Consider the following 25,320-nt stretch of genomic DNA (forward strand, 5'->3'; position numbering starts at 1 on the left):
TTCTCCTCGTTGGCGGTCCTCACTGGCTAACGGGCATTTCAGCTTCAGGCAAATTGATAGTATTCCGCTCCGGTATCGGATATTTTGATATCATGAGAAACCTCGACCTTGCCCTGCTCAGGAACTTCGCCGTCATCGCGCGGACGGGCTCCATCAGCCTTGCCTCCCAGCAGGTCGGGCGAACGCAATCGACGCTCAGCATGCAGATGCAGCGCCTTGAGGACTTTCTCGAACAAGCTCTCTTCCACCGCACCGGATCGGGTGTGCGGCTGACGGCTGCGGGTGAAAAGCTGCTGGTCCATGCCGAGTACCTTCTTGCCGGGCACGACGAAATCCTGGCGGAGATGGAAGGCAAAGGCCTCAAGGGCTCCGTTACCCTGGGTTGCCCGGAAGATTACTCGATCGCTTTCCTTCCGGGGATCATCGAGCGCTTTCTCGATCAGCACCCGGAGGTCGAATTGCGCATGGTCTGCGCTCCGACCACGGAGTTGCGCCCGATGCTGCTGCGGCGGCAGGTCGACCTGGCGCTCGTTTCCATCGCCGACGCCGCAAACGGCGAGGTCATTCGAACCGAAGACTTCGTGTGGGTCGGCAAGGTTGCGGAGCCGGAAATCCTCGACCGTGTCGCCCTGCCCCTGGCCTTGTCGGCCCCGACGACGCTCGACTACCGGGCAGCCTGCGATGCGATGGAAGCGATCGATCGACGGTACCGTGTCGCCTTTGCAAGCAACAGCCTCGCCGGGCTTATCGCATTTGCCCGCTCCGGCCATGCTATCGCCGTCCTGACGAGAACCGCCGTCCCCTCCGATCTGCACATCATTTCGGCCGGATTGCCGAAGCTGCCGACGATCGGCATTGCGCTGGAATTTGCCGAGCCGCGCCCGTCATCTGCGGTGAAGGCGCTTGCGGATCATGTGCGGGCAGTACTGCCCGCCATTTGAAAGTGCCGCGGGGGATGGTCACCGCCCAAAGCCGGTGGCCAGTTTGAGCGCGGTCGTTCCCAGTCGCGCGGCCGCAGCCCGCAGCGCACCCGTTTCATATCCCGAAAACCCGAGGATGAGCCCTTCGGCATCGCTTCGCTCCATGAAGGTTTCGGACAATAGCACCGCGTCGATTTTCGCTTCCGCTCGGATCACTTGCGACAGGCCTGGCGCCAGCCCGTCGCGCGGCCGGACGATCATGTGAAGGCCCTGCTCAGGGACATCCGGGCACAGCGTCCCGCGGGACGTGGTGCTGACGATTTCGGCCAGTTGATCGCGGGCGGCACGGTAGCGCCGCTGGCTCTTGCGCAATTGGGACGCGACCGATCCGTCCGCCAGGAGATCGGCCACGGCGTTCTGCAGGAACACCGGCATGAACCGGTCAAAGGCGGCGCGCCGCGTCAGGACCCGCTCCAAGGCTCCCGGAGGCACCACGACGTAGCCCAGCCGCAACCCGGGAAACAGCGTCTTGGCGCAGGTTCCGAGATAGACGACGCGGTCCGGCGCAAGCCCCGCCAGCGCCGTCAGCGGCGGACCCGAATAGCGAAACTCGCTGTCGTAGTCGTCCTCGAAGATCCAGGCGCCGGCTGCCTCCGCCCATTCGATCAGCGCCACACGCCGGTCCATCGCCATCTTCACGCCGGTGGGAAACTGGTGCGACGGCGTGACATAGGCGGCGCTGGCGCGAGGGTTTCGCGCAATGCCCACGGCAACATCGATCCCTGCCCCGTCGACCGGCACCGGCACGGGCCGCATTCCCGCCGCCATGAGTGTCGAGCGCGACGCACCATAGCCGGGCTCCTCGACCCATGCCCAATCTCCAGGCTCAAGCAGCGCATCGACGCAGAGCCTCAGGCCGTGCTGAGTGCCGCTGACGATGACGACGCAGCCGGGATCGCAGCGGATGCCTCGGTTGACGGCCAGGAAGTCTGCGATCTGTCGCCGCAAATGCAAGCTGCCGCGCGGATCGCCATAGGCAAGGTCATCCGCGCTCGCTTCGGCGATATGGCGCCGGGTTGCCGCGGCCAACCGCGCAAGGAAGGCCGGCTCCACATGGGTCTGGCCAAGAGCAAAGGGCGGTCGGCCGCCAAAGGTCAGCGGGATATCCGGCGCCGCCGCTATGGATGGCGGTGTCGGCAGGCTGGACGAGACATAGGTGCCCGAGCCGTGACGGGCTTCGATCAACCCGTCGTTCACCAGGTGCTCATAGGCGGCCACGATCATGTTGCGGCCTATGCCAAGCTGGCTGCAAAGCTCGCGGCTCGATGGCAGGCGGGAACCGGGCGGAAGCAGCCCGTCGACGATGGCGGCGCGCAAGGCGCTATGGACGCGAAGCCCCTGGTTGCGGATCGTGCCGTCGAGTTCGATCGGCGGAAAGGCCGATTCCTGTCTTGGAAGAGAAGTGGTTGGCATGAGGCGATCGGAAGTGGACCTATTTCAAACCAGTCTGCGCATGCGAACCTTCAAGAAGCAAGCCTGAAAGGAACCAGCCGTGACCGAACATTCCGCTCCCACCTACCCCGTCGATACGGTCAACCGCGTCAAGCGCCGCCATGATCGTGGCTTCTATGACCACGAGACCGTGCACAGACTGCTCGACGCGGCAGCTCTCGCCCACGTCGCCTATGTCATCGGCGGTCAGCCTTTCTGCACGCCGACGCTCTTCTGGCGGGAAGGACGGCACCTCTATTGGCATGGCAGCAGCGCCAGCCGCATGCTGCGCAACCTCTCCGCAGGCGAGCCGGCCTGCCTGACGGTGACCCATCTCGACAGCCTCGTGCTTGCCCGCTCCGCTTTCAACCACTCGGCCGATTACCGCTCGGTCATGGCGTTCGGTACCGCCCGTCTGGTCGAGAACCAGGAGGAGAAGCTGCGCGCCTTGACGATGATGGTGGATCGGTTCTTTCCGGATCGCACCGCAACGCTGCGCCCGAGCACTGCGCAGGAGATCAAGGCAACAGCGGTGATCGTCATGGAAATCGAACGGGCTTCGGCCAAGATCAGGTCCAAGGGCCTGATCGACGATGAGGAGGACTACGACCTGCCCGTTTATGCGGAGCGCCTGCCGGTGCACACCGTCCTCGGCGCCCCCGAGCGCTGTTCGCGCCTCGATGCCAGCATCGTGCGACCGGCGACGCTTTCTCCTTATCGCGCGGGGCGCTCGCTGGATGAGGCCGTCAGCGAGGCCTACACTCTCGCCTATGCCGATAAACCGGAGGCCTGACGACGCAGGTCCGATTTCCTGAAGGGGCGGCTCTATCGCTTTCCAGCCACGACGGCCCGGGCGGGCCAGCCGGAAGTGGTTTCGCGAACCACCAGCGGCCCGTCGACCTTGATCGTCATCGGGCGCATATGCTTGCCGTGGATTGCCATGTCGATCAGGATCTCGGCGGCCCTCTGCCCCATCTCGTAGTTGGGCAGCACCAGCGTCGAGAGCGGCGGATGGGTGTAGCGCGCCAGTTCCTGGTCGTCATAGCCCATGACCGAGAGATCGGCCGGCACGCGCAGCCCCTTCTCCTGGGCCGCCTCCATGACGCCGATCGCCATCAGGTCGTTACCGCAGAAAATGGCGGTCGGCGGATTGGGCATTGAGAGCAGATCCAGCCCGGCCTCGTAGCCGCGCAGCGGTAGCCAGTCGCCGTCCCTCACAAGCGCCTCGTCGAAGGCGATGTCGGCGGAAGCAAGCGCCTGCTTGTAGCCCTTGAGACGATCTGCAGCCGCATCCATCCAGCGCTCACCATTGATGAAACCGATGCGCTTGTGGCCGAGCGCCGTCAGATGTGCGGTAGCGGCAAAACCGCCGGCGACCTCGCCCGGAACGACGGCCACATGCTGACGCGGTTCGCAGTAGCAATTGAGAAGCACGGTCGGCAGCGGCGCCAGCGCCTCAGGCACGGCAACTTTACGGGTAAAGATCGTTGCGTAGATGACGCCGGCGATCGAAGGGTCTCTCAAGACCGAGCGCAGCACCGCCTCTTCGAGTTCCGGATTGGAGCGGGTCACATGCGCCGAAACCAGCATGCCTTGCTCGAAAGCATAGTCGCGGATGCCGTCGAGGCTGACGACCGGGTGCGGGCTGGTGGAGATTTCATCGACGATGAAGGCGATCGTGTCCTTCTCGACCGCCGGCGCCGCTGCAACCGGGCCTCGGGTCGCCGGCAATTTATAACCGATTTTATGAGCAGCTTCGCGCACCTTCTGCTGCGTTTCGGGCGAGATGCGCGAACCCGACATCTCGTTCAGCACCAGGGAAACGCTTGACTGGGAAACGCCGGCTATCCTGGCGACATCCGTCATCGTCGGGCGACCTTCGCCCCTTTTTTCCGGACTGCGCCCGTTTCCCTTGGCCATGCGTGCTCCTTACCCTCATGCGTGCATTGCACTGCACGCGGGCTTTTGCAAGTGCTCATAATTTTTGGCCTTGACTGCTAATATTATTAGCGCAAGATTTGGAGATGTGAAGCCCAAAATGCTCACGTCCGGTAGAGGAGCACCGGCCAAATCTGGGAGGAGAACCCGATTATGACTACGATTTCGCGTCGTACTTTCATGCTTGCGGCCACGGCCGTCGGCGCGCTAGCCCTTGCGGGCGTCGCGATCGCCGAAGTGCCGAAGCTCGAGCAGAAGGACAAATACAAGGTCGGCTTCGCGCAGACCGAATCCAACAATCCCTGGCGCATCGCCCAGACGAACAGCATGAAGGCCGAAGCTGAAAAGCTCGGCTTCCAGCTCGTCTATACGGATGCTGCCGGTTCCGCCGCCAAGCAGGTCGCCGACGTCAACTCGATGATCGCTCAGGGCGTCGACGTGATCTTCCTCGCACCGCGCGAAGAAAAGCCGCTGATCCCCGCCGTCATGGCCGCCAAGAAGGCCGGCATTCCGGTGATCCTGCTCGATCGTTCGGTCGATCCGTCGCTGGCCAAGGCCGGCCAGGACTATCTGACCTTCATCGGCTCGAACTTCGTCGAGGAAGGCAAACGCGTTGCCGAGTGGCTGGCAAAGAACGCCAATGGCAAGTCGAAGATCATCGAACTCGAAGGCACGACCGGATCGTCGCCCGCCAACGACCGCAAAAAGGGCTTTGACGAGGCGATCAAGGCGGCCGGCGGCTTCGAGATCGTCGCATCGCAGACCGGCGATTTCGCCCGAGACAAGGGGCGCCAGGTGGCCGAAGCCCTGCTTCAGGCCCATCCGGATGCGGACGTGATCTACGCCCATAACGACGAAATGGCGATCGGCGCGATCGCCGCCCTCGAAGCGGCCGGCAAGGTCCCCGGCAAGGACGTTCTCGTCCTGTCGATCGACGGCGGCAAGGAAGCCGTGCAGGCGGTCGTCGACGGCAAGATCGCCGCGGTCGTCGAGTGCAACCCGCGCTTCGGACCGAAGGCCTTCGAGACGATGATGCGCTACGCCAAGGGCGAGAAAATCGACGCGATGATCATCAACGACGACAAGTTCTACGACGCCTCCAACGCGGCTGCCGAACTCGCCAACGCCTATTGATCCATTCTCCCCGAGCCTCTGCGGCCGGGACGGCACAACCGTCTCGGCCGTCTTTTTGACGACAGCGGTCCCGGCATGACCTTCGGCCCGTTCACGTGTAGGCTGATGACGCCCACCCTCAGGGGCGGCGGATGGCGAAGATAGGGAGGAGACCCATGCTTCTGTCCATGCAGGGCATTTCCAAAGCGTTCGCCGGCGTTCCGGCACTGAAATCCGCCTCGCTCGACGTCGAAGCGGCAGAGGTCATGGCGCTCGTCGGCCAGAACGGCGCCGGCAAGTCAACGCTCATCAAGATCCTGACCGGCGTCTATCGCCGGGACGAAGGTAACATCACCTTCGACGGCCAGGATGTCGATTTCTCGATGCCCGCGCAGGCGCAGGCCGCCGGGATCGCCACGATCTACCAGGAGATCAATCTCGCCCCGCAGCGTTCGGTGGCGGAGAACATCTACCTCTCCCGCGAGCCCAAACGCTTCGGCATGATCGATCATGGCGCCATGCGGCGCGGCGCCGAAGCGGTGCTCAAAACCTTCAACCTGACGATCGACGTCGATCGTCCGGTCGCGCATTTCGATGCGGCGACGCGGCAGATGGTGGCGATCGCCCGCGCTGTGACGCAAAGCGCCCGCCTCGTCATCATGGACGAGCCGACCTCCTCGCTCGACGAGCGCGAGGTCGCGATCCTGTTCGAGACGATCCGCACGCTGAAACGTTCGGGCGTCGCCGTCATCTTCATCGGCCACCGGCTCGACGAACTCTATGAAATCTGCGACCGGGTGACGATCATGCGCGACGGGCAAACCGTGGCCAAAAGCCCGATGGCCGACATGCCGAAGATGGCGCTGGTGCGCCATATGCTCGGCAAGGAGCTTGCCGCCTTTCAGGCGATGGCGCCCGAAGCCGAGACCGTTGAACGCCCGGTTCGCCTCGAACTCGACAACGCCGGCGCGGGTGTGCGCGTGCGCGACGTCAGCCTTGACGTGCGAGAGGGCGAGATCTCCGGCCTTGCCGGTCTGCTCGGCTCCGGCCGCACGGAAACGGCGCGCCTGATCTTCGGTGCCGACAGGATGGAGCGCGGCACGATCCGCATGCAGGGACGGGATCGCAGCTACCGCGAACCGGCTGACGCGATCGCCGACGGGATCGGTCTCGTATCCGAAGACCGAAAGATCGACGGCATCGTCCCTGACATGAGCATCCGCGAGAACATGACGCTCGCCTTGCTGCCCAAACTCAAGAAAGCTGGCATCGTCGACCGTGCCCGGCAGGACGAGATCGTCAGCCGCTATATCCGCGCCCTCGGGGTCAAATGCGCCTCCCCCGATCAGCCGATCAAGGAACTCTCCGGCGGTAACCAGCAGAAGGTGCTGCTCGCCCGCTGGCTTGCCACCGACCCACGCGTCCTCATCGTCGATGAACCGACGCGCGGCATCGACATCGGCGCGAAATCGGAAATCCTGAAACTTCTGCGCAGCCTCGCCGACGAGGGCTTGAGCCTGCTGATGATCTCCTCGGAACTCGAGGAACTTCTCGCCGCTGCCGACCGTGTGACGGTCTTGAGCGACGGCACGTCGGTCGCGACCCTGCCGCGCAAGGATTTGAGCGAGACTGCGCTGCTTGCCGCCATGGCCCACCAGGAAGAATGACATGACGACGATCGAGACCCCAGCCCCACAACCATCGGGAACCCTTTCGTCCGGTAGCCGGCTCATGACACTGGCGAGCCGCTACGGCACCTTCGTCGCTTTTCTCGCGCTGATCCTGTTCAACGTCGCTGTCACGCCGAACTTCCTGTCTCTGCAGACGCTGAATGTGAACCTGACCCAGGTTGCAACCATCGTCATCGTCGCGACCGGCATGACGCTGGTCATTGCCACCGGCGGCATCGACCTATCCGTCGGCTCGCTGATGGCGATTGCCGGCGCCCTGGCGCCGATGATCTTCATGGGCCAGTTCTGGCCGGTGGAAAACATGGCGCTGGCAGTCACCCTCGCCTTCCTCCTGCCGGTTGCTGCCGCCGCCCTCTTTGGTCTCTTCAACGGCTTCCTCGTTACCCGCTTTTCGATTCAGCCGATCATCGCCACGCTTGTGCTTTTCATCGCCGGCCGTGGCATCGCCCAGGTGATGACCAACGGCAATCTGCAGGTCTTCAAAAATGAAGGCTTCCAGTTCATCGCACTCGGGCACATTGCCGGCGTTCCGGCCCAGGTCTTGCTGATGATCGTCATCGTCGCGGCGGCTTTCGCAATGATCCGCTACACCGTGATCGGCCGGCAGATCATCGCCGTCGGCGGCAACGAGAAAGCCGCCCGTTTGACCGGCATACCGGTGAAACGGGTCAAGCTCTTCGTCTACATGACAAGCGGCGCGCTTGCCGGCGTAGCCGGCCTCATCGTCGTTGCCCGCAACTCGGCGAGCGACGCCAACCTAGTCGGCCTCGGTATGGAACTCGATGCGATCGCTGCGGTCGCCGTCGGCGGCACGCTTCTGACCGGCGGGCGGGCCAACATCATCGGCACGGTGCTCGGCGCATTCGTCATCCAGCTGGTGCGCTACACGCTGCTCGCCAATGGCGTACCGGACGCGGCGGCGCTCATCGTCAAGGCCGGGCTGATCGTCACCGCCGTCTTCATCCAGCAGCGCGCCGGCAGACACTAGGGGCAACCACGATGCAAACGATCCTTCGCCTCTTCCTGGTCAAGAATTCCGGCGACCTCGCTCGGCTCGGCGTCATCCTGGCGCTCGCCGGCCTCATTCTCTTCGGGGCGTTGCGCTACGACAACTTCCTGTCGCCCTACAACATCCTGAGTTTCCTGCGCTACAACTCGATGTTCGCCTTGATCGCGCTCGGCATGGCCTTCGTCATCATGACAGGCGGCATCGACCTGTCGGTCGGCGGCACGGCGGCGATGGCAAGCGTGGTCGCAGCATTGCTCTCCCCCTATCATTGGGCTGCCGGGCTCTTTGGCGGCATGGCGGCCGGCTTCGCCGTCGGCGCGCTCAATGGCTTCATCATCACGAGGATGCGCATCCAGCCCTTCATCGCCACGCTCGCGACGATGCTCGCCGCCTACGGTACCGGCCTTTTGCTGGCCGACAACCAGTCGGTCTCGGTTTCCTACGACACCGGTTTCACTGTGATCGGCCAGGACGATTTTCTGGGCTTCCCCATCCCCGCCTGGATCGCACTTGCGGCCTATGTGGTCGGCTGGATCGTGCTCGAGAAGCTCCCCATCGGCCGCCATATCCTGGCGATCGGTGACGGCGAGGCGACGGCGGGCCTGATGGGCCTCAAGGTCGAACGCGCGCTTGCCGGCGTCTATCTCGCCTCAGGCACGCTCGCCGGTCTTGCCGGCGTCATCCTTGCCTCGCAGTTCGGCGCCGGGCAGCCGACGGAGGGTGTGGGCTGGGAACTCTTCGCGATCGCCTCCGTTGTCGTCGGCGGCACGCTGCTGTCGGGCGGTTCCGGTTCCGTCGGCGCCACCTTGGCAGGCGCGCTACTGCTCGCCATGGTGTTCAACATCCTGAACTTCGAAAATGGCCTCGGCTGGATATCGCTTTCGGCCTACTGGCAATCGGTCATCCGCGGCGGTTTCCTGCTCGTCGTGGTGGTCCTGCAGGCGAATTTGATGGCGCGGCACCGGAGTAGCTAGACGCCCTGCAACGCGGGTCGGCGCAATTGCGAGACAAGTGCGAGAAAACGGCTCGGTCGGCCCACTTTGCTTGCCTCCATCAAGGAACGGCGAACGTCCTGACCGCTCGGACGGTTGACTATCGCACGCCCAGGCATTCTGAATGCCTCTCGTCAAAATCGAAATGACCGCATCGGACCGCCTGCATGAACGAGATACGCCCCCCGAACGAAACGACTGCGATGGCGCCCACTCTCTCGGAGCAGGAAAAGAACGTCATCATCGCGGGCGTGCTCCTCTCCATGCTCCTGGCCGCACTCGACCAGACGATCGTGGCGCCCGCCATGCCTACGATCGGCAAGGCGCTCGGGCACAGCGACTATCTGCCGTGGGTGGTGACAGCCTATCTCCTGACCGCGACGGCCATGGCGCCGCTTTACGGCAAGATCTCCGACATTCACGGTCGGCGGCCGACGATCTTCGCCGCCGTGATCATCTTCCTTGCGGGATCGCTGATCAGCGCGCTGGCGCCGAACATGCTGACGCTGATCATCGGCCGCGCGGTCCAGGGCCTGGGCGGCGGCGGTCTCTTCGCCCTCTCGCAAACCGTGATCGGCGATCTCGTTCCTCCGCGCGAGCGCGCTCGCTATGCCGCCTGGATATCCGGGACATGGGCGGTGGCCAGCATCGCCGGGCCACTGCTGGGCGGCACCTTCGCCGAGCACCTGCACTGGTCGCTGATCTTCTGGATCAACATTCCGCTCGGGCTTGCGGCCATGGCGATCATCAGCAATCCGCTGAAGAAGCTGCCCGTCATAACCCGAGCACACCGGATCGACGGGGCGGGAGCTACCTTGCTCGTCGCCGCAACGGCACTTCTGCTGCTGGCTCTGAATTGGGGCGGCAGCCGCTATGCGTGGCTTTCGCCGGCGATCGCCGGATTGCTCGGTTCTTCGGCCGTTCTTTGGACTGCGTTTGCCCTGCGCCTCCGGCGAGTGGCCGAACCCCTCATCTCGCTCGAAGTGCTCAGCAATCCCATCGTGCGCTTCGGAACCCTGGCAATGTTTCTGGCGCAGGGCGCCAATGTCGGCCTGTCCGTCTATCTCCCCGTTTATGCGCAGTCGTTCCATGGCCTCACCGCCGGCGGCTCGGGGCTGATCATGCTCGGTCTGCTGCTCGGTACCGTGTTTGGAGCTACGACCAGCGCGCGGACGATACCGCGCCTAGTCCACTACAAAAGGATGGCGGTCATTGGCAGCCTACTCAGCTTTATCTGCCTGGCGGCGCTCGCGGCTCTTGCCGGGCGCACGACGCTGCCCGTGCTGGTGCTGCTGACCTCGGGCGCGGGTTTCGGCTCCGGCATGACCTTTCCGGTCGCAACCATTTCCGTCCAGAACGCCGTCGACCAGGCGCATCTTGGCGTCGCAACCGGCGTTCTGACTTTCCTGCGGTCCCTGGGTGGCGCCCTCGGCGTTGCCATCCTCGGCGCTATTGCGCTCGGCAATGGCCTGCCGCTCGGTGGCGAAGCCATCCAGACGATCGGTGCCACGACTGCCTCGGCCCTGCCATTCGCCTATATTTTCGCCGCTTGCACCGCGGCGATGATACTGTCGCTGGCGATGTTCCATCAGATGCCGGAGAAACCGTTGCGCGGCCGCGCCGAGACGGAGATGCCCGCCGTCGTCGAGTAAAGGCGCACCGCAGGAGCGCCCAGACGGTCGCTCCCCGAGAGTATGCCTGCGCTTCAACGACTGGCAATAAACACGCCCGCTCCGGATGACACAGAGGAGGCGCCGCGGAAATCCGCAGCGCCTCCTTTTAGTCCTCGGGTGGTTCTGCCATTCAAGGCAGCGGCACCCACGCTGCCTCAGTTCCTAGCGCAACGGAAAGGCGACGGGGCGGATCGGGGCGGCATCCGCCCCGCGGAACTTGAGCGATGCGCCGACAAAAGCGAACTCGTAGACCCGGTCCTTCGACAGTTCTTCGAGATTGATGAGCTCGATGATCGGTGCACCCTGCTGGGCCAGGAGATAGGTGTGGACCGGGATGTAATTGTTTGCGGTTTCGGCCGGGAACGCTTCGAAGCTCAGATTGTCGGCACCGACGACCATGGCGCCGCCGTCTTCGACCAGGAACTTCGCCGCGTCGAGGCTGAGCCCGGGCGGATTGCTCATGTAGGCGGACTTGTCTTCGTAATGCTGCATGCGCCCGGTGCGGATCAGCGCCACATCGCCTTCCTGAAGCTTGACGCCCTGCCTTTCGAGCGCCTCCTGAAGCTCCTTTCGGGTGATGCGGTAGTTCTCCGGCAGCATCTGCATGCCCTTCGCCGCCGCGACATCGATCAGAACGCCGCGCGCTACGATCGGCGGCAACTTCTCCGCACCGGTGACGGTCCAGCCCTGGTCTCCGAGGTGATCGGCCGCCGCATAGCCGTTCCAGATCTTGCCGTTCAGGCCAAAATGATTGAGTGCATCGATATGCGTGCCCATATGCGCGTACATCGAAACGGCCGAACCGGAATAGCTGACGTGCTGGTTCATCTCCTTGCCGACCTTCATCGGATCGGAAACGGCCGTGCCATGCGGCGTGTGCGTCATCCACATCTGGTATGGCGGATCGCCGGCCGCCTCCCAGCTTGGCATACCGATGAAGTATTCGACGGCAAGGTCGTAGGACCTGGCACCCTCGATACGCGACAGGATCGCAGCGCGGGAAGCGGGCGTAATCAGGTTGAGGCGTCCGATCTCGTCTTCCGGCCCCCAGGGGCTCTTGCCGACATCCTGCGCGAAAGCGGCACTTCCCAGCAAGCCGGCCACGAGGGAGACCGCCACCGTGCGGCCAAGCGTTGCGGTGTTGAACATGGTGAACTCCTTTTCTGCATTTCCCGAACATCAGGAAGCTGGACGCACCTTATTGCTGGCCGGATCGCGAATAATCAGCGATACGGAGAATAGATATTTTACTCATAGGAAATTATGGACTTGTTGGCGGGCAACGCTCGTTTCGGCGCCTTGCCGTCCTTTATCGCCGACCCGCTGCTCGCCGAAGGCAAGCTCCGACCGATCCTGCCGTACCACAAGCTCGCTGAGCGCGGCGTCCACATCGTCTATCCGACCAATCGATTGCTGCTGCCGAGGGGTAAAGGTCTTTGCCGGTTCCTTCGTCGGCGAACTGCGGCTAGCCGGGCTCTAGGGCGGCGGGGTCGCCGCCCTAGAGCCCATCGAGTCGCCCGGAATAATACCGTCACAGTTGTTACTCCCGGCATTTGATCGGTGGTGCCAAACTACCCTCGATGACGGCGCGATGACCTGTATTCCGGCGCTCCGGCCGCGCGATACGGGCTTCGGCAAAAACGAGGAGATTGAACGTCATGAACAAGACAGTCGAGAATCCGACCGCCCAGCCCGCCATGCAGAAGCCGCAGGTGGTCTCGCAACAGGCCTGGGAAGAGGCGCGCCAGAACCTGCTCGTCAGGGAAAAGGCACACACGCATGCCCGCGATGCGCTCGCTGCCGAGCGCCGGCGCATGCCATGGATGGCGGTCACGAAGGAATATGCCTTCGAAGGGCCTGCGGGTAAGGAAAGCCTGCTGGATCTCTTTGCCGGCCGGCACCAGTTGATCGTCTATCGCGCTTTCTACGAACCGGGCGTCCATGGCTGGCCCGAGCACGCTTGCCGCGGCTGCTCCATGGTCGCCGACCAGGTCGCGCATCTCTCCCACCTCAACGCCCGCGACACCACGCTGGTCTTCACTTCGCGCGCGCCGCAGGCGGACATCGCGCGGTTAAAGGCGCGCATGGGCTGGACGATGCCGTGGTACACCATCACCGACAGCTTCGACCTCGATTTCGGTGTCGACGAGTGGCACGGCCACAACGTGTTCTTCCGCGACGGCGACAGGTTGTTTCGGACCTACTTCATCAACAACCGTGGTGACGAACAGATGGGCGGCACCTGGAACTATCTCGACATCACGCCGCTTGGCCGGCAGGAAGTCTGGGAAGACTCTCCCGAAGGCTATCCCCAGACCCCGACCTACAAGTGGTGGAACTGGAACGACAGCTATGTCGAAGGCGCCGCACCCGATCGGCGCTGGGTCGAGGTCTCGGATGCCGGCGAGGCAGCGATGCGAAGCCAGGGCGCGAGCTCGGCGCGATGAGCGCGAGCCTCTCTGTCGGCGCACGGGATCTTCCCCGGACGGCCGCACGGAGGGTGGCCGACGGGCTCGCCCTTGCGGCCGCACCGACCTTCGCGCTGATGGCGATCCTGGTCGGCGCAGGCGGCTCGGACGTCGGGCAGATGCTATGCGCCGGCGAGCAAGGACTGCAGATCGGCGGGATGACGGTGATGTACATGCTGATGAGCGTCTTCCACCTGACCCCATGGCTGCGGCTCATCCAGAGCGGCAAGCGCGAAGCAGCCTGAAGGCGACTGAGCATATCCCCTGGCAAAGCATCTGATCGGCCCTACTTGAAGGCGAAGTGGGGCCGATCTTGTGGACACTCAAAAGGTGTGGAAACGACCGGGACCGTATGTCCCTGATACCGGCGAATGGGCATGCTGCTGATTCGGAGAGGTCATGACGTCTTCGATCTAAGCAGGGAACGTATCCGCAAGGCAGATCCGGCCGTCCACCAACAGCATTGTCTGTAATGGCCGCCGGGGCCTCGCCTGAGAACGGTCTCGATGGACGTATTGATCAAATCGGGGAAACGAACGTGAGTGTTGCCACACCTCAGCCGACGCCAAAGGGTTTCAAGGTGCGCCTGGTGCCAGCGCTGGTCGGCGCCTTCCTCGGCGTCGCCGCCCTTGCGTCGTCACTCTACTATCTCGTTGGTCCCCGAAGCGCTCCCTCGGAAGTGGCCGCGATCGAGCCGTCGACCGATGCAGGCGCTTCCCCGAACAACCCGCCAGCCTTCGAGATCCTCTATAGCAACGGCGATCAGGGGCTGATGGTGTACGAGGGCTACGTCTATGTCGTGCGGCTCGGCGACAAGTTGCCGAACGGCCGCCGCATGATCGGTTTCCAAAAACGGGACGGAAACTGGAACGCGGTGACGCTTTGAGGCCTTCTGCCGGTCGCGCGTTGTGGATGTTAACTGTTTGTTAACGCTCGCTTGCGAGGCAGGAAGAACCCCCATTTAGCCACGGTTGCTACCCAGGGCGAACTGGCGCAACTCTTTGTTAAAGAGTCGTGAATCAGTGCTTTGGATGGTGCAGAATGATTAACAAGAAGCTACAGGATGAGCTGGTCGAGCTCGATGAGAGCCCTGCGCTTGAGAGCCGGTCGGTAATGAGCGAGCGCGCGGTCCAGGGTATCCCGCTGGCGATCGAGGCAGTCATTGGTCGCGCCAAGCTGACCGTCTCCCAGATCTCGAAACTCCATCCTGATGACACGATCCATCTCGACCGCAATTTCGGCGATCCGGTCGAGCTCAAGGTCAACGGCATGGTCATCGGCCGAGGCGAGATCGTCTACGACGAATCCAGCAACGCTGTCGGCATCAAGATCATCGAGATAACGCCGATCGCGCAGCGCTAGTTGCGATTTTGCGCGTTCCATGTCGGCAACCTCTCGAAGTCCTTCCCGTTTTGGCTGGTGGTCCGATTTAAAGGCGGCTTGCCGCCAATTGCCTGTGGAACAGCAACCAGAACGCGCAAGGGTTAATCTGTTGTTAGGAAATACCGAACAATTTTAGCCGCACAGGCAAAGCCTATCCTCTTTTAATACCCACCCGACTGCCTTCTTCGGTGTGCCGGCTGGCAGACCGATCCCGTGGCTTCGGTTGGCTTAGATCTGGATGCGTTCGGAATGACATTGATCTCTCTCGCCGTCCGGCTGAAAAGCCGGGCCCATTTTTCCCTGAAACGAAACGTCAGTGGCAAAAGCGGAGCGGTCGTCGGCACCACGCTGGGCCGGAGAACACAGGCCAGGCAACGGCTCGGCATCATCATCGCCGGTTTTGCCGTGATCTTTCTGGTGATCGTGGGCCGCCTGATCCAGTACGGACTGGAAAAACCGGTCGATACGGCGTGGATCAACGCCACCAACCATGCCGTCGCCTCTCGCCCTGACATCATCGACCGGCATGGAGAGCTGCTCGCCACCGACGTCAACATGGAGTCGCTCTATGCCGAGCCGCGGAAGATCGTGGATGCGGACGAAGTCGTCGAGAAGCTCTCGACCGTCATCCCCAATCTCGATTGGCGCGACACGCACCGGAAGCTTCGCTCCGGCACCGCCTTCCAATGGTTGAGACGGCAGCTCACGCCACGCCAGCAGGCCGACATCCTGGCGCTCGGCATTCCCGGCATCGGCTTCCGGCCGGAAAAGCGGCGCTTCTATCCGGGTGGCTCGACGGCATCGCATATCCTCGGGCACGTCAATGTCGACAATCAGGGCCTGCAGGGCATGGAGCGCTATATCGATCAGCAGGGCCTTGCCGACCTCCGCGCGGCAGGATTGACCGGCAACACCCCGCTCGAGCCGGTCAGGCTCTCGATCGATCTTCGCGTCCAGAGCATCGTCCGAGAAGCGGTTGCCCGCGCCATGATCGACTATCAGGCAGAAGCCGCCGGCGCCGTGGTTCTGGATGTAGAGACCGGTGAAGTCGTCGCGATGGCTTCGGTTCCCGACTACGATCCGAACCAGCCTTCGCGGACACTGCCGGACGGCAAGGTCGACAAGGAATACGAAAAGGGCTGGTTCAACCGGATGAGCAATGCGACGTTCGAGATGGGCTCGACGTTCAAGAGCTTCACGCTGGCAATGGGCCTGGACGCCGGCAAGATCAGCCTCAACTCCGTGGTCGATGCATCGCGACCGATCCGCATGGGCGGTTTCACCATCAAGGATTTTCGCGGCAAGTATCGCCCCCTCACCATTCCCGAAGTCTTTCAGTATTCCTCCAATATCGGAACCGCCGCCGTGGCGGACATGGTCGGCATCGAAGGACACCAAGCCTTTCTCACCAAGCTCGGGCTTCTTTCCAAGATGGAAACCGAGCTGCCGGGTGCCGCAACGCCGACGCAGCCGCGCAGCTGGAAGAAGATCAATTCGGTGACCATATCCTTCGGGCACGGCGTCGCGACCACACCGCTGCAAACCGCCGTCGCCGCTGCCGCTCTCCTGAACGGTGGCAACCTGATCTCGCCGACATTCCTTCCGAGGTCCGCCGAGACGGCGAAGGCACAGGCGCAGCAAGTGCTGCAGGCGACGACGAGCGCCGACATGCGCTATCTTTACAACCGCAACGGCCAGGTGGGCTCCGGCCGCCACGCCCAGGTGCCCGGCTTCCATGTGGGCGGCAAGACCGGAACCGCCGACAAGGTCATCAACGGCCGATACGCCACGAACCTGAACTTCAACGCCTTTCTCGCCGGTTTCCCCATGGACAACCCACGCTACATCGTTCTTTCGATCGTGGATGCGCCGCTGACGGGCGAGAGAGGGGGGCGTCAGGCAGCCCACACCGCGGCTCCGGTCGTCAGGGAAATCATCAGCCGCGCCGGCTCCTTCCTCGGCGTCCAGCCACGCTTCGGGCCTGAACGCGAGCCGCACCTCGTTGCGGACTTCTGAGAGCCGCTTGCTGGACCGGAACAACGCGACATCACTGCACTTGGCTTCACGTCCCGGCGAGGTTATGTCGTAGCGACACGATCCGGTACGGGAGGAGCCTTGCATGCTGATCGATGGAAAAGTCTTTATTGTGACCGGTGGCGGTTCGGGCCTTGGCGCTGCCGTCGCCCGGCGGCTGCATAGCGAGGGTGCTCGCGTGGTGCTTGCCGACGTCAACGCCGAGGCCGGCCAGAAGATGGCCGAGGAACTCGGCAGCAACGCCCTCTTCCAGAAGACGGATGTCACCAATGAAGCGGATGGCGCCGCCGCCGTTGCCGCGGCGCTGGGTCGCTTCGGTCATCTCCATGGGCTGGTGAACTGTGCCGGCATCGCGCCCGGCGAAAAGGTGCTCGGCCGCGACGGCCCGCATCGGCTGGAGAGCTTTTCGCGCGCGGTTGGTATCAACCTGATCGGCACCTTCAACATGCTGCGGCTTGCCTCCGAGGCGATCCAGCGGGAGGAGCCGGGCGAGGACGGCGAGCGCGGCGTCATCGTCAACACCGCATCGGTTGCAGCCTTCGACGGCCAGATCGGCCAGGCGGCCTATGCCGCATCCAAGGGCGGCGTCGTCTCGATGACCTTGCCGATCGCGCGTGAACTCGCGCGCCACGGCATCCGCGTCGTTGCCATTGCGCCTGGCATCTTCGAAACTCCGATGATGGCCGGCATGCCGCAGGACGTGCAGGATTCGCTCGGCAAGAGCGTGCCCTTCCCACAGCGCCTCGGCAAACCGGACGAGTTTGCGGCACTCGTGCAGCACATCTGCGAGAACCGCATGCTGAACGGGGAAGTCATCCGCCTCGACGGTGCCCTGCGCATGGGCGCGCGCTAACGGGAACAGATTTGACGCAGCGCCGGCCTTCGGCCCGGCGCTGCGTCAGCCCTTGTCGCCGTGGTTCAGGCGGCGCGATCCGCCAGCCTGACGATATAGGCGCAGCGGCGCGCGCCGGCGAGAATATGCTCGGCGCGCTCGACCTCGACACCGGGGCCGAGCACCGCGCGGAACACGCTCAACTCCGCCCGACAGAAGCCCTGGCAACTGGTCGCGGCGGCACAGATCGGACAATGGTTCTCGACGAACAGCAGCGTACCGTCACCAGGATCCTCGCAGGCAGCCATATAGCCTTCCTGCGACCGTAGCCGCACCAGCTCGTCGACCCGTTCACGCAGGCCCGCCTTCTCCGCCATCGCCGCGCTGTAGTTTTGCCGGGTCTCGTCCTCGCGCGCTGCGATCAGCCGGTCGATCGCCCCCTCGCCCAGCGTCTGCCGGATCGTCCGCAACAGCTGGACGGTAAGCTCCGCATGCGTATCGGGAAACTCCGCATGGCCGACTGCAGTCAGCCCCCAGAATTGCGAGGGACGACCGACACCTTTCGCCTCCGACCATGAGACGACGAAGCCATCTTCGGCAAGGCGGACAAGCTGCTGGCGCACGGCCTCGCCGGTAATCGTCAGACGCTTGCCGAGCGCAGCCGCCGTCTGCGGGCCATGCAGCTTGAGCGCCAGCGTGATGCGCTCGCCCGGCGTGCGGCCGCTGCTTTGCTTCAAATTTAACAAGGGATCGCTTGACATATTTCCGCGTGCGGTTTTACAAAGAATTGTCTTGCTAAATACACTCTCCTCCGTTCGCAGACAAGAGATCCGTCGAGAGTGTCCCGCCCGCAAAGGAATTCATCATGGCCTTCGAACTTCCCGCCCTTCCCTATGCTCCCGGTGCGCTCGCCGAAAACGGCATGAGCGCCGAAACGATCGAGTTCCATCACGGCAAGCATCACCAGGCCTATGTCACGGCCCTGAACGGTTTTGTCGAGAAAGACGCATCGCTCGCCGGCCTGTCGCTGGAGGAGATCATCCGCCTCAGCCACGGCAAGGCGGAGCTCGCCCCGGTCTTCAACAATGCTGGCCAGCACTGGAACCACATCCTGTTCTGGAACAACCTTTCACCGAAGGGCGGCCAGATCCCCGGCACGCTCGAAAAGAAGATCACCGAAGACTTCGGCAGCGTCGCCAGCTTCAAGGATGCCTTCAAGGCGGCCGCAACCGGCCAGTTCGGCTCGGGCTGGGCCTGGCTCGTGCTCGGCACCGACGGTAAGCTCAAGGTGACGAAGACCGCCAACGGCTCCAATCCGGTCGCCACCAACGAAGGCAAGGCGCTGCTCGGTCTCGATGTCTGGGAACACGCCTATTACATCGACTACCGCAACCGCCGGCCAGACTACACGTCGAACTTCCTCGACAAGCTTGCCAACTACGAGTTTGCCGAGGCGGAATTGAAGTCCGCCTGACGGACCGCCGAGCGCCGCGACGCCGGAACTGGCTTGCGGATCGGTTGGCAGAGAATTTGCAGCAGCCCTCTCGCCCCCGCCTGAGCCTGGGCTTCTGCAGACCCCGTGGCGTCTCCCCGCCGCCACGGGTTATCCTCAGTTGGAACAAGACCTATGCGCCAGACACCTCCGCTTTCCGTCGAGATCGACGCCCACGCCGACATGGCCGTGTCGAAACCGGAGTTCGCCAACACCCTGTCGCATCTCGCCGCCACGGTCTGCGTGGCAAGCGCCGGCAAGGGAGCAGACAGTCTCGGCCGCACGGTGACGGCCACCTTCTCGCTTTCCGCCAACCCGCCGTCGATCGTCGTTTCGATCAGGGCGGACAGTCCTCTTGCCGCACTGATCGCCGCAGAACAGGGGTTCTCGCTTGCCATGCTGGCAGAGGGACAGGACCTGATCGCGGATGCTTTCGCCGGCAAGATCGAAGCGTCCAAGCGCTACCTCATCGGCGTATGGGCCGACTGGCCGAGCGGACGGCCAAGGCTTCTCGGAGCCGCCGCTGCGCTCGACTGCCTGCTCAGCGCCTCGATCGAGGTCGGCGACCACATGCTGTTCGTCGGAACAATTGTCGCAACCGAGACTTCCACCCATGCCGACCCCTTGATCTGGAGCCGCCGGCGATATCAGTCTCTCGACAGGGCGAGATCGTTGCCGACGCAGCCGAGCAACGGGCATGCGACCATGGTCCCAAGCAAACCTGCGGCCTGAACGGTCGATCACGTAGGAGGACGCAATGCGGCAAGTGCTCGAAAAGCTCTTACAGGACGGCCGGGATGACGCCCTGTTGCGTTTCACACTCGGCAGCATCTGCCTTCAGGAGGCAGATCTCGATACCGCACTTGCCCATGCCGAGCGGGCGATCGCCTTCGACCCGGACTATTCGGCAGCCTGGAAGCTGCGCGGCGCAATCCTGCACAAGCTCGGCCGTCACCAGGAGGCCATTCAGGTCTGGCGCGAGGGGCGAGCGGTTGCGGAGCGGAAGGGCGATCTGCAGGCAGCAAAGGAAATCGGCGTCTTCCTGAAGCGCCTGGAGCGGCAGTGCGCGGCCGCCAACGGAAACGAATAGCCCGCCCACCGCAAGCGTAGCTCGGGCCCGGCAGAGATACCGAGCCCGGATAAAGCGCGAAGGGTCAACTCACCGGAAGACCGAGGGCAGCCACAGCGACAGGGCCGGAATGTAGGTCACCGCCATCAGCACCGCGATGCTGGCACCGAAGAACGGCCAGATGGTGCGCATTGCCTCGCGAATGGAAATCCCGCCAACGGCGCAGCCGACGAAGAGCACCGTACCCACCGGCGGCGTGTTGAGGCCGATGCCAGCATTGAGGATCATCACCACCCCGAAATGCACGGGATCGATGCCGAAGGCCTTGACCACGGGAAGAAGCACCGGCGTGCAGATGATCACCATCGGCGCCATGTCCATGAAGGTGCCGAGGAACAGCAGGATGATGTTGATCACGAGCAGCACGATGATCGGGTTTTCCGAGATCGCGCCGATCGCGCTGATCATCAGCGCCTGCACCTGCAGGAACGCCATCAGCCAACCGAAGGACGCCGCCATGCCGATGACAAGCAGCACCATGGCGGTGGTCCGCACCGCCCCCATCACCGCCTCGATAAAGCCTGCCCAATCCAGTTCGCGATAGACGAGCATGGCGACCAGGAAGGCGTAGAGCACCGCGATGCAGGAGCTTTCGGTTGCCGTGAAGACGCCGGAGCGCACGCCGCCGAAGATGATGCCGATCAAAACGATGCCGGGGAAGGAGGCGAGCAGATAGTAGAAGAGCTTGGAAAAGCCCGGAAAAGGTTCTGCCGGATAGCCGCGACGCCTCGCGACGACGTAGGCCGTCGCCATCAACGCAAGCGCCAGCAGCAGCCCCGGAATGATGCCGGCGGTGAAGAGATCAGCGACGGAGACGTTGCCGCCGGCTGCGATCGAATAGAGGATCATGTTGTGCGACGGCGGGATCATCAGCGCGATGATCGCTGCGTTGACCGTGACGTTGACGGCATAGTCGCGGTCATAGCCGCGCTTTGCCATCTGCGGGATCATCAGACCGCCGACCGCCGAGGCATCCGCCACCGCCGAACCGGAAATGCCGCCGAAGAGCGTAGAGGCGACGATGTTGACCTGGCCGAGACCGCCGCGCAGGTGGCCGACGAGCCCGGCGGCAAACTGGATCAGCCGGTTGGCGATGCCGCCACGCACCATCAGGTCGCCGGCGAAGATGAAGAACGGGATCGCCATCATGGCGAAGATGTTCATGCCGGAATTCAATTGCTGGAACACCACCACCGGCGGCAGGCCGAGATAGAGCACGGTGGCAAACGACGCGATGCCCAGGCAGAAGGCGATCGGCATGCCGATGAACATCAGGAGGGTGAAGACCCCGAAAAGAATAGTGTAAGCCATTCAGGCCATCTCCTGCAGGACAACATCTGCTGCGACGTCGACACCCAGAATGAGATCGATGAAACGCTCGGCGGCAAACAGGGCAATCATCAAGCCGCCGACAATGAGCGGAAAGAAGTCGACCCCTCCCGGCCATCCGAGAACGGGGATCGTCGCCGTCCATGTGCCGGCGCACAGAAGCAGCCCGTAATAGGCCATGGATGCGCCGAAGACGACGATCAGGCCAAGGCTCGCCAGATCCATGGCTATCTGCACCGAGGGCTTCATCACATGGCGGATGACATCGAGGCCGAGGTGTACGCTTTCGCGCACGCCGACGGCGGCTCCGAGCATGATGAACCAGGCCATCAGATGAAGGGCCAAGGGTTCAGACCAGCTTGGCGAGTCGTTCAACACGTAGCGGGCAAAGACCTGCCAGCCGACGATCAAAGTCATGGCGACCATGCCGGTGCCGGCAATGTAGAGCGACGCGCGGCTCAGCGCCCCGAGAAGCGGGCGTGTCGCCCGCATGAAACGACGCATGTCTCTTCCTCCTCCGCAAGAGCGATCCGATGAACAATTGCGAAGGCCGGCTCCAATCCTGGAACCGGCCCCACTGCTGTCACTTGACCGCCTTCACCCGCTCGAGGAGGTCCTTGAGTTTCGGGTCGCTGACGAACTGGTCGTAGACCGGACCCATGGCGGCTGCGAACTCTTCCTTGTCGACCTTGATGACGTTCGCACCGGCGGCGCGGACCTTTTCTTCCGAGACCTTCTCGCGGGCGCTCCAGAGCTCGCGCATCTTGCCGACGGAGTCCTTGGCCGCCTGGCGAACCAGAGCCTGATCCTCGGGGGAAAGCTTGTCCCAGCTCATCTTGGAAATGACCAGGATTTCAGGGTTGAGCGAATGTTCGGTGAGCGAATAGTTCTTGGCGACCTCGAAATGGCGGGCGGACTCATAGGACGGCCAGTTGTTTTCGGCGCCATCGACGACCCCGGTCTCAAGCGAAGAGTAGACCTCGCCCATCGGCATCGGCGTGGGGTTGGCGCCGAAGGCCTGCATCATGGCGATCCAGAGATCGGATTGCTGCACGCGGATCTTCAGGCCCTTGAGATCGGCCAGTTTCTCGATCGGCTTCTTGGTGGTGTAGAAGGAACGGGCGCCGGAATCGTAGAAAGCCAGACCGATGAGACCATGGGGCTCGAATGCGGCCAGCACCTCGTCGCCGATCGGGCCGTCCACCGTCTTGTGCATGTGCTCGGTGGAGCGAAACAGGAACGGCATGCCGAGAACCATCGTCTCCTTGACGAGATTGTTGAACGGCGCGGCGTTCACACGGTTCATGTCGATGACGCCGAAGCGGGTCTGCTCGATCGTGTCCTTCTCGCCGCCGAGCACGCCATTGTTCATGACCTCGACTTTGATCCGCCCGTTGGTGCGCTCGGAGAGCAGTTGCCCCATGTATTTGACGGCCTCGACCGTTGGGTAGCCGTCCGGATGGATGTCCGCCGAACGCAGGGTGATTTCCTGCGCCTGCGCCGCTGTGCCGGCAAACGCCAGCCCCATGGCGACGCAAAGCATGCTTGCAATTTTCTTCATGTTTTCCTCCTCCTCTAGTCGTGCTTCGGCCTCTCCCAAGACCGAGTTGCTGCCCGTCCGGGCCGGCATGCGAAATCTCCATGTCGTTGGGCCCGACAAGGAGCCTCCCAGCTCCCGTCGCGGGCAGAAATCACGTCGCCGCGAAGGCGGGCAGTTTGAACAGGCGTTCCGGGTTTTCGACGAGGGCCAGATGTCGCGCCCGGTCGTCTCCAAGCCAGCCGAGTACCAGTTCGGTAAGCCGCGCGTCATCGGGATAATCTTCCGATTTCCGGATCATGTTGTGCGGCCAGTTCGAGCCCCAGATGATGCGTTCCGGGGCGTGGTCCGCGATCCTGCGCGAGAAACCAGCCACGTCCTCATAGGGCCAACCCGCGCGCGAGCTCTCGTAGACACCGGCAAACTTGAACCAGACGTTGCCGCGGTCGATCAGTCTCAGCAGAGCTGCGATCTCGGGTCCATCCGGACCGACCCCGGCAAAGAACTTGCCGTGATGATCGAACACCCAGCGCGACCGGATGCGCTCCAGCCGTGGCAGATGATCGAGCAGCCTGTTGCCGTCGAACTGCACGGCGATCATCCAGTCCGCAGCATGGGCCCGCGCATCGACCGCCTCCAGCGCATCGAGCCCCACCGCTCCACCCGGCAGGTCCATGATGCGCGCACCGACGGCACCGGCTTCGCCGAGTGCGCGCATGTCCGCATCGGACGTGGTTTCGTCGATGACGACGACGGCACGCGCGGTATCCCCCATCTCGGCCACGCAGGCGAGCGTATTGGCATTGTCCCGTTGGTGGGCGTTGCCCTGGGTGATGATCACCCTGTCGATACCGAGCCAGGCCATCACCTGGCGATAGGCCAAAGTATCCGGCAACGGTTCGACAGGCAAAGGCGGACCACCCGGAAGCGAGGGAAAGCCCGGCAGGTACATGTGCATCTGCGTATCGACCGTGCCCTTCGGCAGGCGGGGTTCAGGCGGACGGCCGGTCAGGATGCGCTCGATCATCTTGCGATCTCGGGCATCTTGAACTGAGCGAGTGCGTCGCGATTGATCTCGATGCCGAGCCCGGGTGCGTCGGGGATGGCGACGACACCGTTGACCGCTTCGATCGGCGTCTTCAACACGGCCTGTCGGAACGGATTGTCGGTGCGGTCGAACTCCATGATCGGCTCGATCGGGTTTACCCGCACCGGGTCCGGGGTCATCGCCGCCATGAACTGCAGTGCTGCGGCAAGGTGAACGGCGGTGCCCCAGACATGCGGAACCACCCGAACGCCATGCAGGGTCGCAAGGCTTGCGATCTTCGCCATTTCGGAGAATCCGCCACAGCCGCAGAGGTCCGGCTGCACGATATCGACGGCGCGACTTTCGATCGCCGGCCACATGCCGTAGCGCGCGTGCCAGGTCTCGCCGCCGGCGACCGGTATCGGTTGACCCGCCCTGACTTCGCGATAGGCGGAAAGCTGTTCCGGAACGACCGGCTCCTCGAACCAGTCGATGTCGTACTCCGCCGCAGCCTTGCCAAGCCGGACCGCCTCCGTGACCGTGTAGCCGTGGTTGGCGTCGATCATCAGCCGCATGTCGTCGCCGATCGCCTCACGCACCGCGCGGATGACGCGCAGGTCTTCGTCGACGCCGAAACCGATCTTGATCTTGCAGGCGTGAAAGCCCTGCGCCCGCCGCTCCGCCATCTCCATCGCATTGTCGGAGACGCGATCGACGCCATCGCGCTTGAAGCTGCCGGTGGCGTAGGCGCGAACGCTTTCGCGCCAGCGGCCGCCGAGCAGCATGGAGACCGAGGCGCCGTAGTGTTTGCCCTTGATGTCCCAGAGCGCGATGTCGATGCCGGACAGCGCCGTGATCGTCAGACCGCGCTGCCCCTGATCACGAAGCGCATTGTAGAGGATCCCCCAGAGCTTTTCCGTCTGGCGCGGATCCTGACCGATCAGCCAGGGGGAATAGGCCGCCACCACGGCGGCATTCGGCCGCGCCGGCCCCAGGCATTCGCCCCAGCCGATAGTCCCATCGTCGCATTCGATCTCCACCAGCACATGGGCGCGGCGATCAAAGCGCATGGACGCGCTTTCGAAGGGCACGGCCAGGCGATGTTCGAGGAGGTGGGTGCGGACGGCGACGATCTTCATGGGCTATCCCCCGCGCTCACTTGTGGCGCTTGTTTGCGCCGATCAGCGCGTCGAGCATTGCGACCTCATCTTCGCTGAGGTCCTTCAGCGGCGCACGCACCGGACCGGCATTGAAGCCCTGCA

The 25,320-nt window shown here is 63.4% G+C and carries 25 protein-coding genes and 1 pseudogene; 16 read left to right on the plus strand and 10 right to left on the minus strand.

The features are described from left to right. Positions 1-92: 92 nt before the first annotated feature. Positions 93-941 (plus strand): LysR family transcriptional regulator, encoded by an 849-nt coding sequence (locus I8N66_RS08375; protein WP_291152059.1) that lies wholly within the window; start codon positions 93-95, stop codon positions 939-941. Between the two features lie 18 nt (positions 942-959). Here the strand turns inward: I8N66_RS08375 and I8N66_RS08380 are convergent, their stop codons facing one another. Then, positions 960-2,393, minus strand: coding sequence for a PLP-dependent aminotransferase family protein (locus tag I8N66_RS08380; RefSeq protein ID WP_291152062.1), 1,434 nt, complete (start codon positions 2,391-2,393; stop codon positions 960-962). A gap of 79 nt (positions 2,394-2,472) precedes the next feature. Between I8N66_RS08380 and I8N66_RS08385 the strand changes: the two genes are divergently transcribed. Beyond that, positions 2,473-3,204 carry a pyridoxamine 5'-phosphate oxidase family protein gene (locus I8N66_RS08385; protein WP_291152065.1) on the plus strand — a complete coding sequence of 244 codons (732 nt, stop codon included), beginning with the start codon at positions 2,473-2,475 and terminating at the stop codon, positions 3,202-3,204. A 32-nt stretch (positions 3,205-3,236) separates the two neighbouring features. Here the strand turns inward: I8N66_RS08385 and I8N66_RS08390 are convergent, their stop codons facing one another. After that, positions 3,237-4,331 (minus strand): LacI family DNA-binding transcriptional regulator, encoded by a 1,095-nt coding sequence (locus I8N66_RS08390; RefSeq protein WP_291152067.1) that lies wholly within the window; start codon positions 4,329-4,331, stop codon positions 3,237-3,239. Positions 4,332-4,502: 171 nt separating this feature from the next. Here I8N66_RS08390 and I8N66_RS08395 point away from each other — a divergent pair, with 171 nt between their 5' ends. From I8N66_RS08395 to I8N66_RS08415, 5 genes are all read left to right on the plus strand, one after another. Continuing rightward, the gene (locus tag I8N66_RS08395; RefSeq protein ID WP_113538775.1) at positions 4,503-5,483 is read left to right on the plus strand and encodes an ABC transporter substrate-binding protein; all 981 of its coding nucleotides are present in this window, start codon (positions 4,503-4,505) and stop codon (positions 5,481-5,483) included. A 155-nt stretch (positions 5,484-5,638) separates the two neighbouring features. Continuing rightward, positions 5,639-7,129: a sugar ABC transporter ATP-binding protein gene (locus I8N66_RS08400; protein WP_291152071.1), complete on the plus strand. Its 1,491-nt coding sequence runs from the start codon at positions 5,639-5,641 to the stop codon at positions 7,127-7,129. A gap of 1 nt (position 7,130) precedes the next feature. Continuing rightward, on the plus strand, positions 7,131-8,141 hold the full coding sequence (locus tag I8N66_RS08405) for an ABC transporter permease (protein ID WP_291152074.1): 1,011 nt from the start codon (positions 7,131-7,133) through the stop codon (positions 8,139-8,141). An 11-nt stretch (positions 8,142-8,152) separates the two neighbouring features. Beyond that, positions 8,153-9,136 carry an ABC transporter permease gene (locus tag I8N66_RS08410; RefSeq protein ID WP_113538778.1) on the plus strand — a complete coding sequence of 328 codons (984 nt, stop codon included), beginning with the start codon at positions 8,153-8,155 and terminating at the stop codon, positions 9,134-9,136. A 185-nt stretch (positions 9,137-9,321) separates the two neighbouring features. Beyond that, positions 9,322-10,806 (plus strand): MDR family MFS transporter, encoded by a 1,485-nt coding sequence (locus tag I8N66_RS08415; protein ID WP_291152079.1) that lies wholly within the window; start codon positions 9,322-9,324, stop codon positions 10,804-10,806. 183 nt (positions 10,807-10,989) lie between these two features. Here I8N66_RS08415 and I8N66_RS08420 read toward each other — a convergent pair whose 3' ends face one another. Continuing rightward, entirely contained in the window at positions 10,990-11,976 is a 987-nt protein-coding gene (locus tag I8N66_RS08420; protein WP_291152082.1) for a cyclase family protein, read from the minus strand. A 509-nt stretch (positions 11,977-12,485) separates the two neighbouring features. On the opposite strand from I8N66_RS08420, the gene I8N66_RS08425 reads away from it, so the two are divergent. From I8N66_RS08425 to I8N66_RS08450, 6 genes are all read left to right on the plus strand, one after another. Beyond that, positions 12,486-13,274 carry a DUF899 domain-containing protein gene (locus tag I8N66_RS08425; RefSeq protein WP_291152085.1) on the plus strand — a complete coding sequence of 263 codons (789 nt, stop codon included), beginning with the start codon at positions 12,486-12,488 and terminating at the stop codon, positions 13,272-13,274. Beyond that, positions 13,271-13,540 (plus strand): hypothetical protein, encoded by a 270-nt coding sequence (locus tag I8N66_RS08430; protein WP_291152088.1) that lies wholly within the window; start codon positions 13,271-13,273, stop codon positions 13,538-13,540. The genes I8N66_RS08425 and I8N66_RS08430 overlap by 4 nt, the downstream gene beginning before the upstream one ends. A gap of 293 nt (positions 13,541-13,833) precedes the next feature. Continuing rightward, positions 13,834-14,181: a hypothetical protein gene (locus I8N66_RS08435; protein ID WP_291152091.1), complete on the plus strand. Its 348-nt coding sequence runs from the start codon at positions 13,834-13,836 to the stop codon at positions 14,179-14,181. Positions 14,182-14,336: 155 nt separating this feature from the next. Further along, positions 14,337-14,657 (plus strand): FliM/FliN family flagellar motor switch protein, encoded by a 321-nt coding sequence (locus I8N66_RS08440; RefSeq protein WP_291152094.1) that lies wholly within the window; start codon positions 14,337-14,339, stop codon positions 14,655-14,657. Between the two features lie 270 nt (positions 14,658-14,927). Then, entirely contained in the window at positions 14,928-16,694 is a 1,767-nt protein-coding gene (locus I8N66_RS08445) for a penicillin-binding protein 2 (RefSeq protein WP_291152097.1), read from the plus strand. A gap of 103 nt (positions 16,695-16,797) precedes the next feature. Next, on the plus strand, positions 16,798-17,565 hold the full coding sequence (locus I8N66_RS08450) for a 3-hydroxyacyl-CoA dehydrogenase (RefSeq protein ID WP_291152101.1): 768 nt from the start codon (positions 16,798-16,800) through the stop codon (positions 17,563-17,565). 65 nt (positions 17,566-17,630) lie between these two features. Here the strand turns inward: I8N66_RS08450 and I8N66_RS08455 are convergent, their stop codons facing one another. Continuing rightward, a complete protein-coding gene (locus tag I8N66_RS08455) occupies positions 17,631-18,290 on the minus strand; it encodes a metalloregulator ArsR/SmtB family transcription factor (RefSeq protein WP_291152104.1) in 660 nt (219 codons plus the stop codon). Between the two features lie 119 nt (positions 18,291-18,409). On the opposite strand from I8N66_RS08455, the gene I8N66_RS08460 reads away from it, so the two are divergent. The 3 genes from I8N66_RS08460 to I8N66_RS08470 all read left to right on the plus strand — a co-directional run bounded on the left by I8N66_RS08460 (position 18,410) and on the right by I8N66_RS08470 (position 20,126). Further along, positions 18,410-19,018 (plus strand): superoxide dismutase, encoded by a 609-nt coding sequence (locus I8N66_RS08460; protein WP_291152107.1) that lies wholly within the window; start codon positions 18,410-18,412, stop codon positions 19,016-19,018. Between the two features lie 153 nt (positions 19,019-19,171). Continuing rightward, complete coding sequence (locus tag I8N66_RS08465) at positions 19,172-19,768, plus strand: flavin reductase family protein (RefSeq protein WP_291152110.1); 597 nt, start codon at positions 19,172-19,174, stop codon at positions 19,766-19,768. Between the two features lie 25 nt (positions 19,769-19,793). After that, on the plus strand, positions 19,794-20,126 hold the full coding sequence (locus I8N66_RS08470; protein WP_113538788.1) for a tetratricopeptide repeat protein: 333 nt from the start codon (positions 19,794-19,796) through the stop codon (positions 20,124-20,126). A 69-nt stretch (positions 20,127-20,195) separates the two neighbouring features. Here I8N66_RS08470 and I8N66_RS08475 read toward each other — a convergent pair whose 3' ends face one another. The 6 genes and pseudogenes from I8N66_RS08475 to I8N66_RS08500 form a co-directional block, all read right to left on the minus strand. Further along, the gene (locus tag I8N66_RS08475) at positions 20,196-21,476 is read right to left on the minus strand and encodes a TRAP transporter large permease (protein ID WP_291152115.1); all 1,281 of its coding nucleotides are present in this window, start codon (positions 21,474-21,476) and stop codon (positions 20,196-20,198) included. After that, complete coding sequence (locus I8N66_RS08480) at positions 21,477-21,998, minus strand: TRAP transporter small permease (RefSeq protein WP_291152118.1); 522 nt, start codon at positions 21,996-21,998, stop codon at positions 21,477-21,479. A gap of 79 nt (positions 21,999-22,077) precedes the next feature. Then, entirely contained in the window at positions 22,078-23,055 is a 978-nt protein-coding gene (locus I8N66_RS08485; RefSeq protein ID WP_113538791.1) for a TRAP transporter substrate-binding protein, read from the minus strand. 130 nt (positions 23,056-23,185) lie between these two features. Then, positions 23,186-24,058 carry an amidohydrolase family protein gene (locus tag I8N66_RS08490; RefSeq protein WP_291152122.1) on the minus strand — a complete coding sequence of 291 codons (873 nt, stop codon included), beginning with the start codon at positions 24,056-24,058 and terminating at the stop codon, positions 23,186-23,188. Continuing rightward, on the minus strand, positions 24,055-25,197 hold the full coding sequence (locus I8N66_RS08495) for a mandelate racemase/muconate lactonizing enzyme family protein (RefSeq protein ID WP_291152125.1): 1,143 nt from the start codon (positions 25,195-25,197) through the stop codon (positions 24,055-24,057). The genes I8N66_RS08490 and I8N66_RS08495 overlap by 4 nt, the downstream gene beginning before the upstream one ends. Positions 25,198-25,213: 16 nt before the next feature. Further along, positions 25,214-25,320 (minus strand): annotated as a pseudogene (locus I8N66_RS08500) (5-dehydro-4-deoxyglucarate dehydratase); the annotation flags it as partial.

This window comes from Ensifer sp. SSB1, assembly GCF_016652895.1.
Taxonomy (GTDB): domain Bacteria; phylum Pseudomonadota; class Alphaproteobacteria; order Rhizobiales; family Rhizobiaceae; genus Ensifer.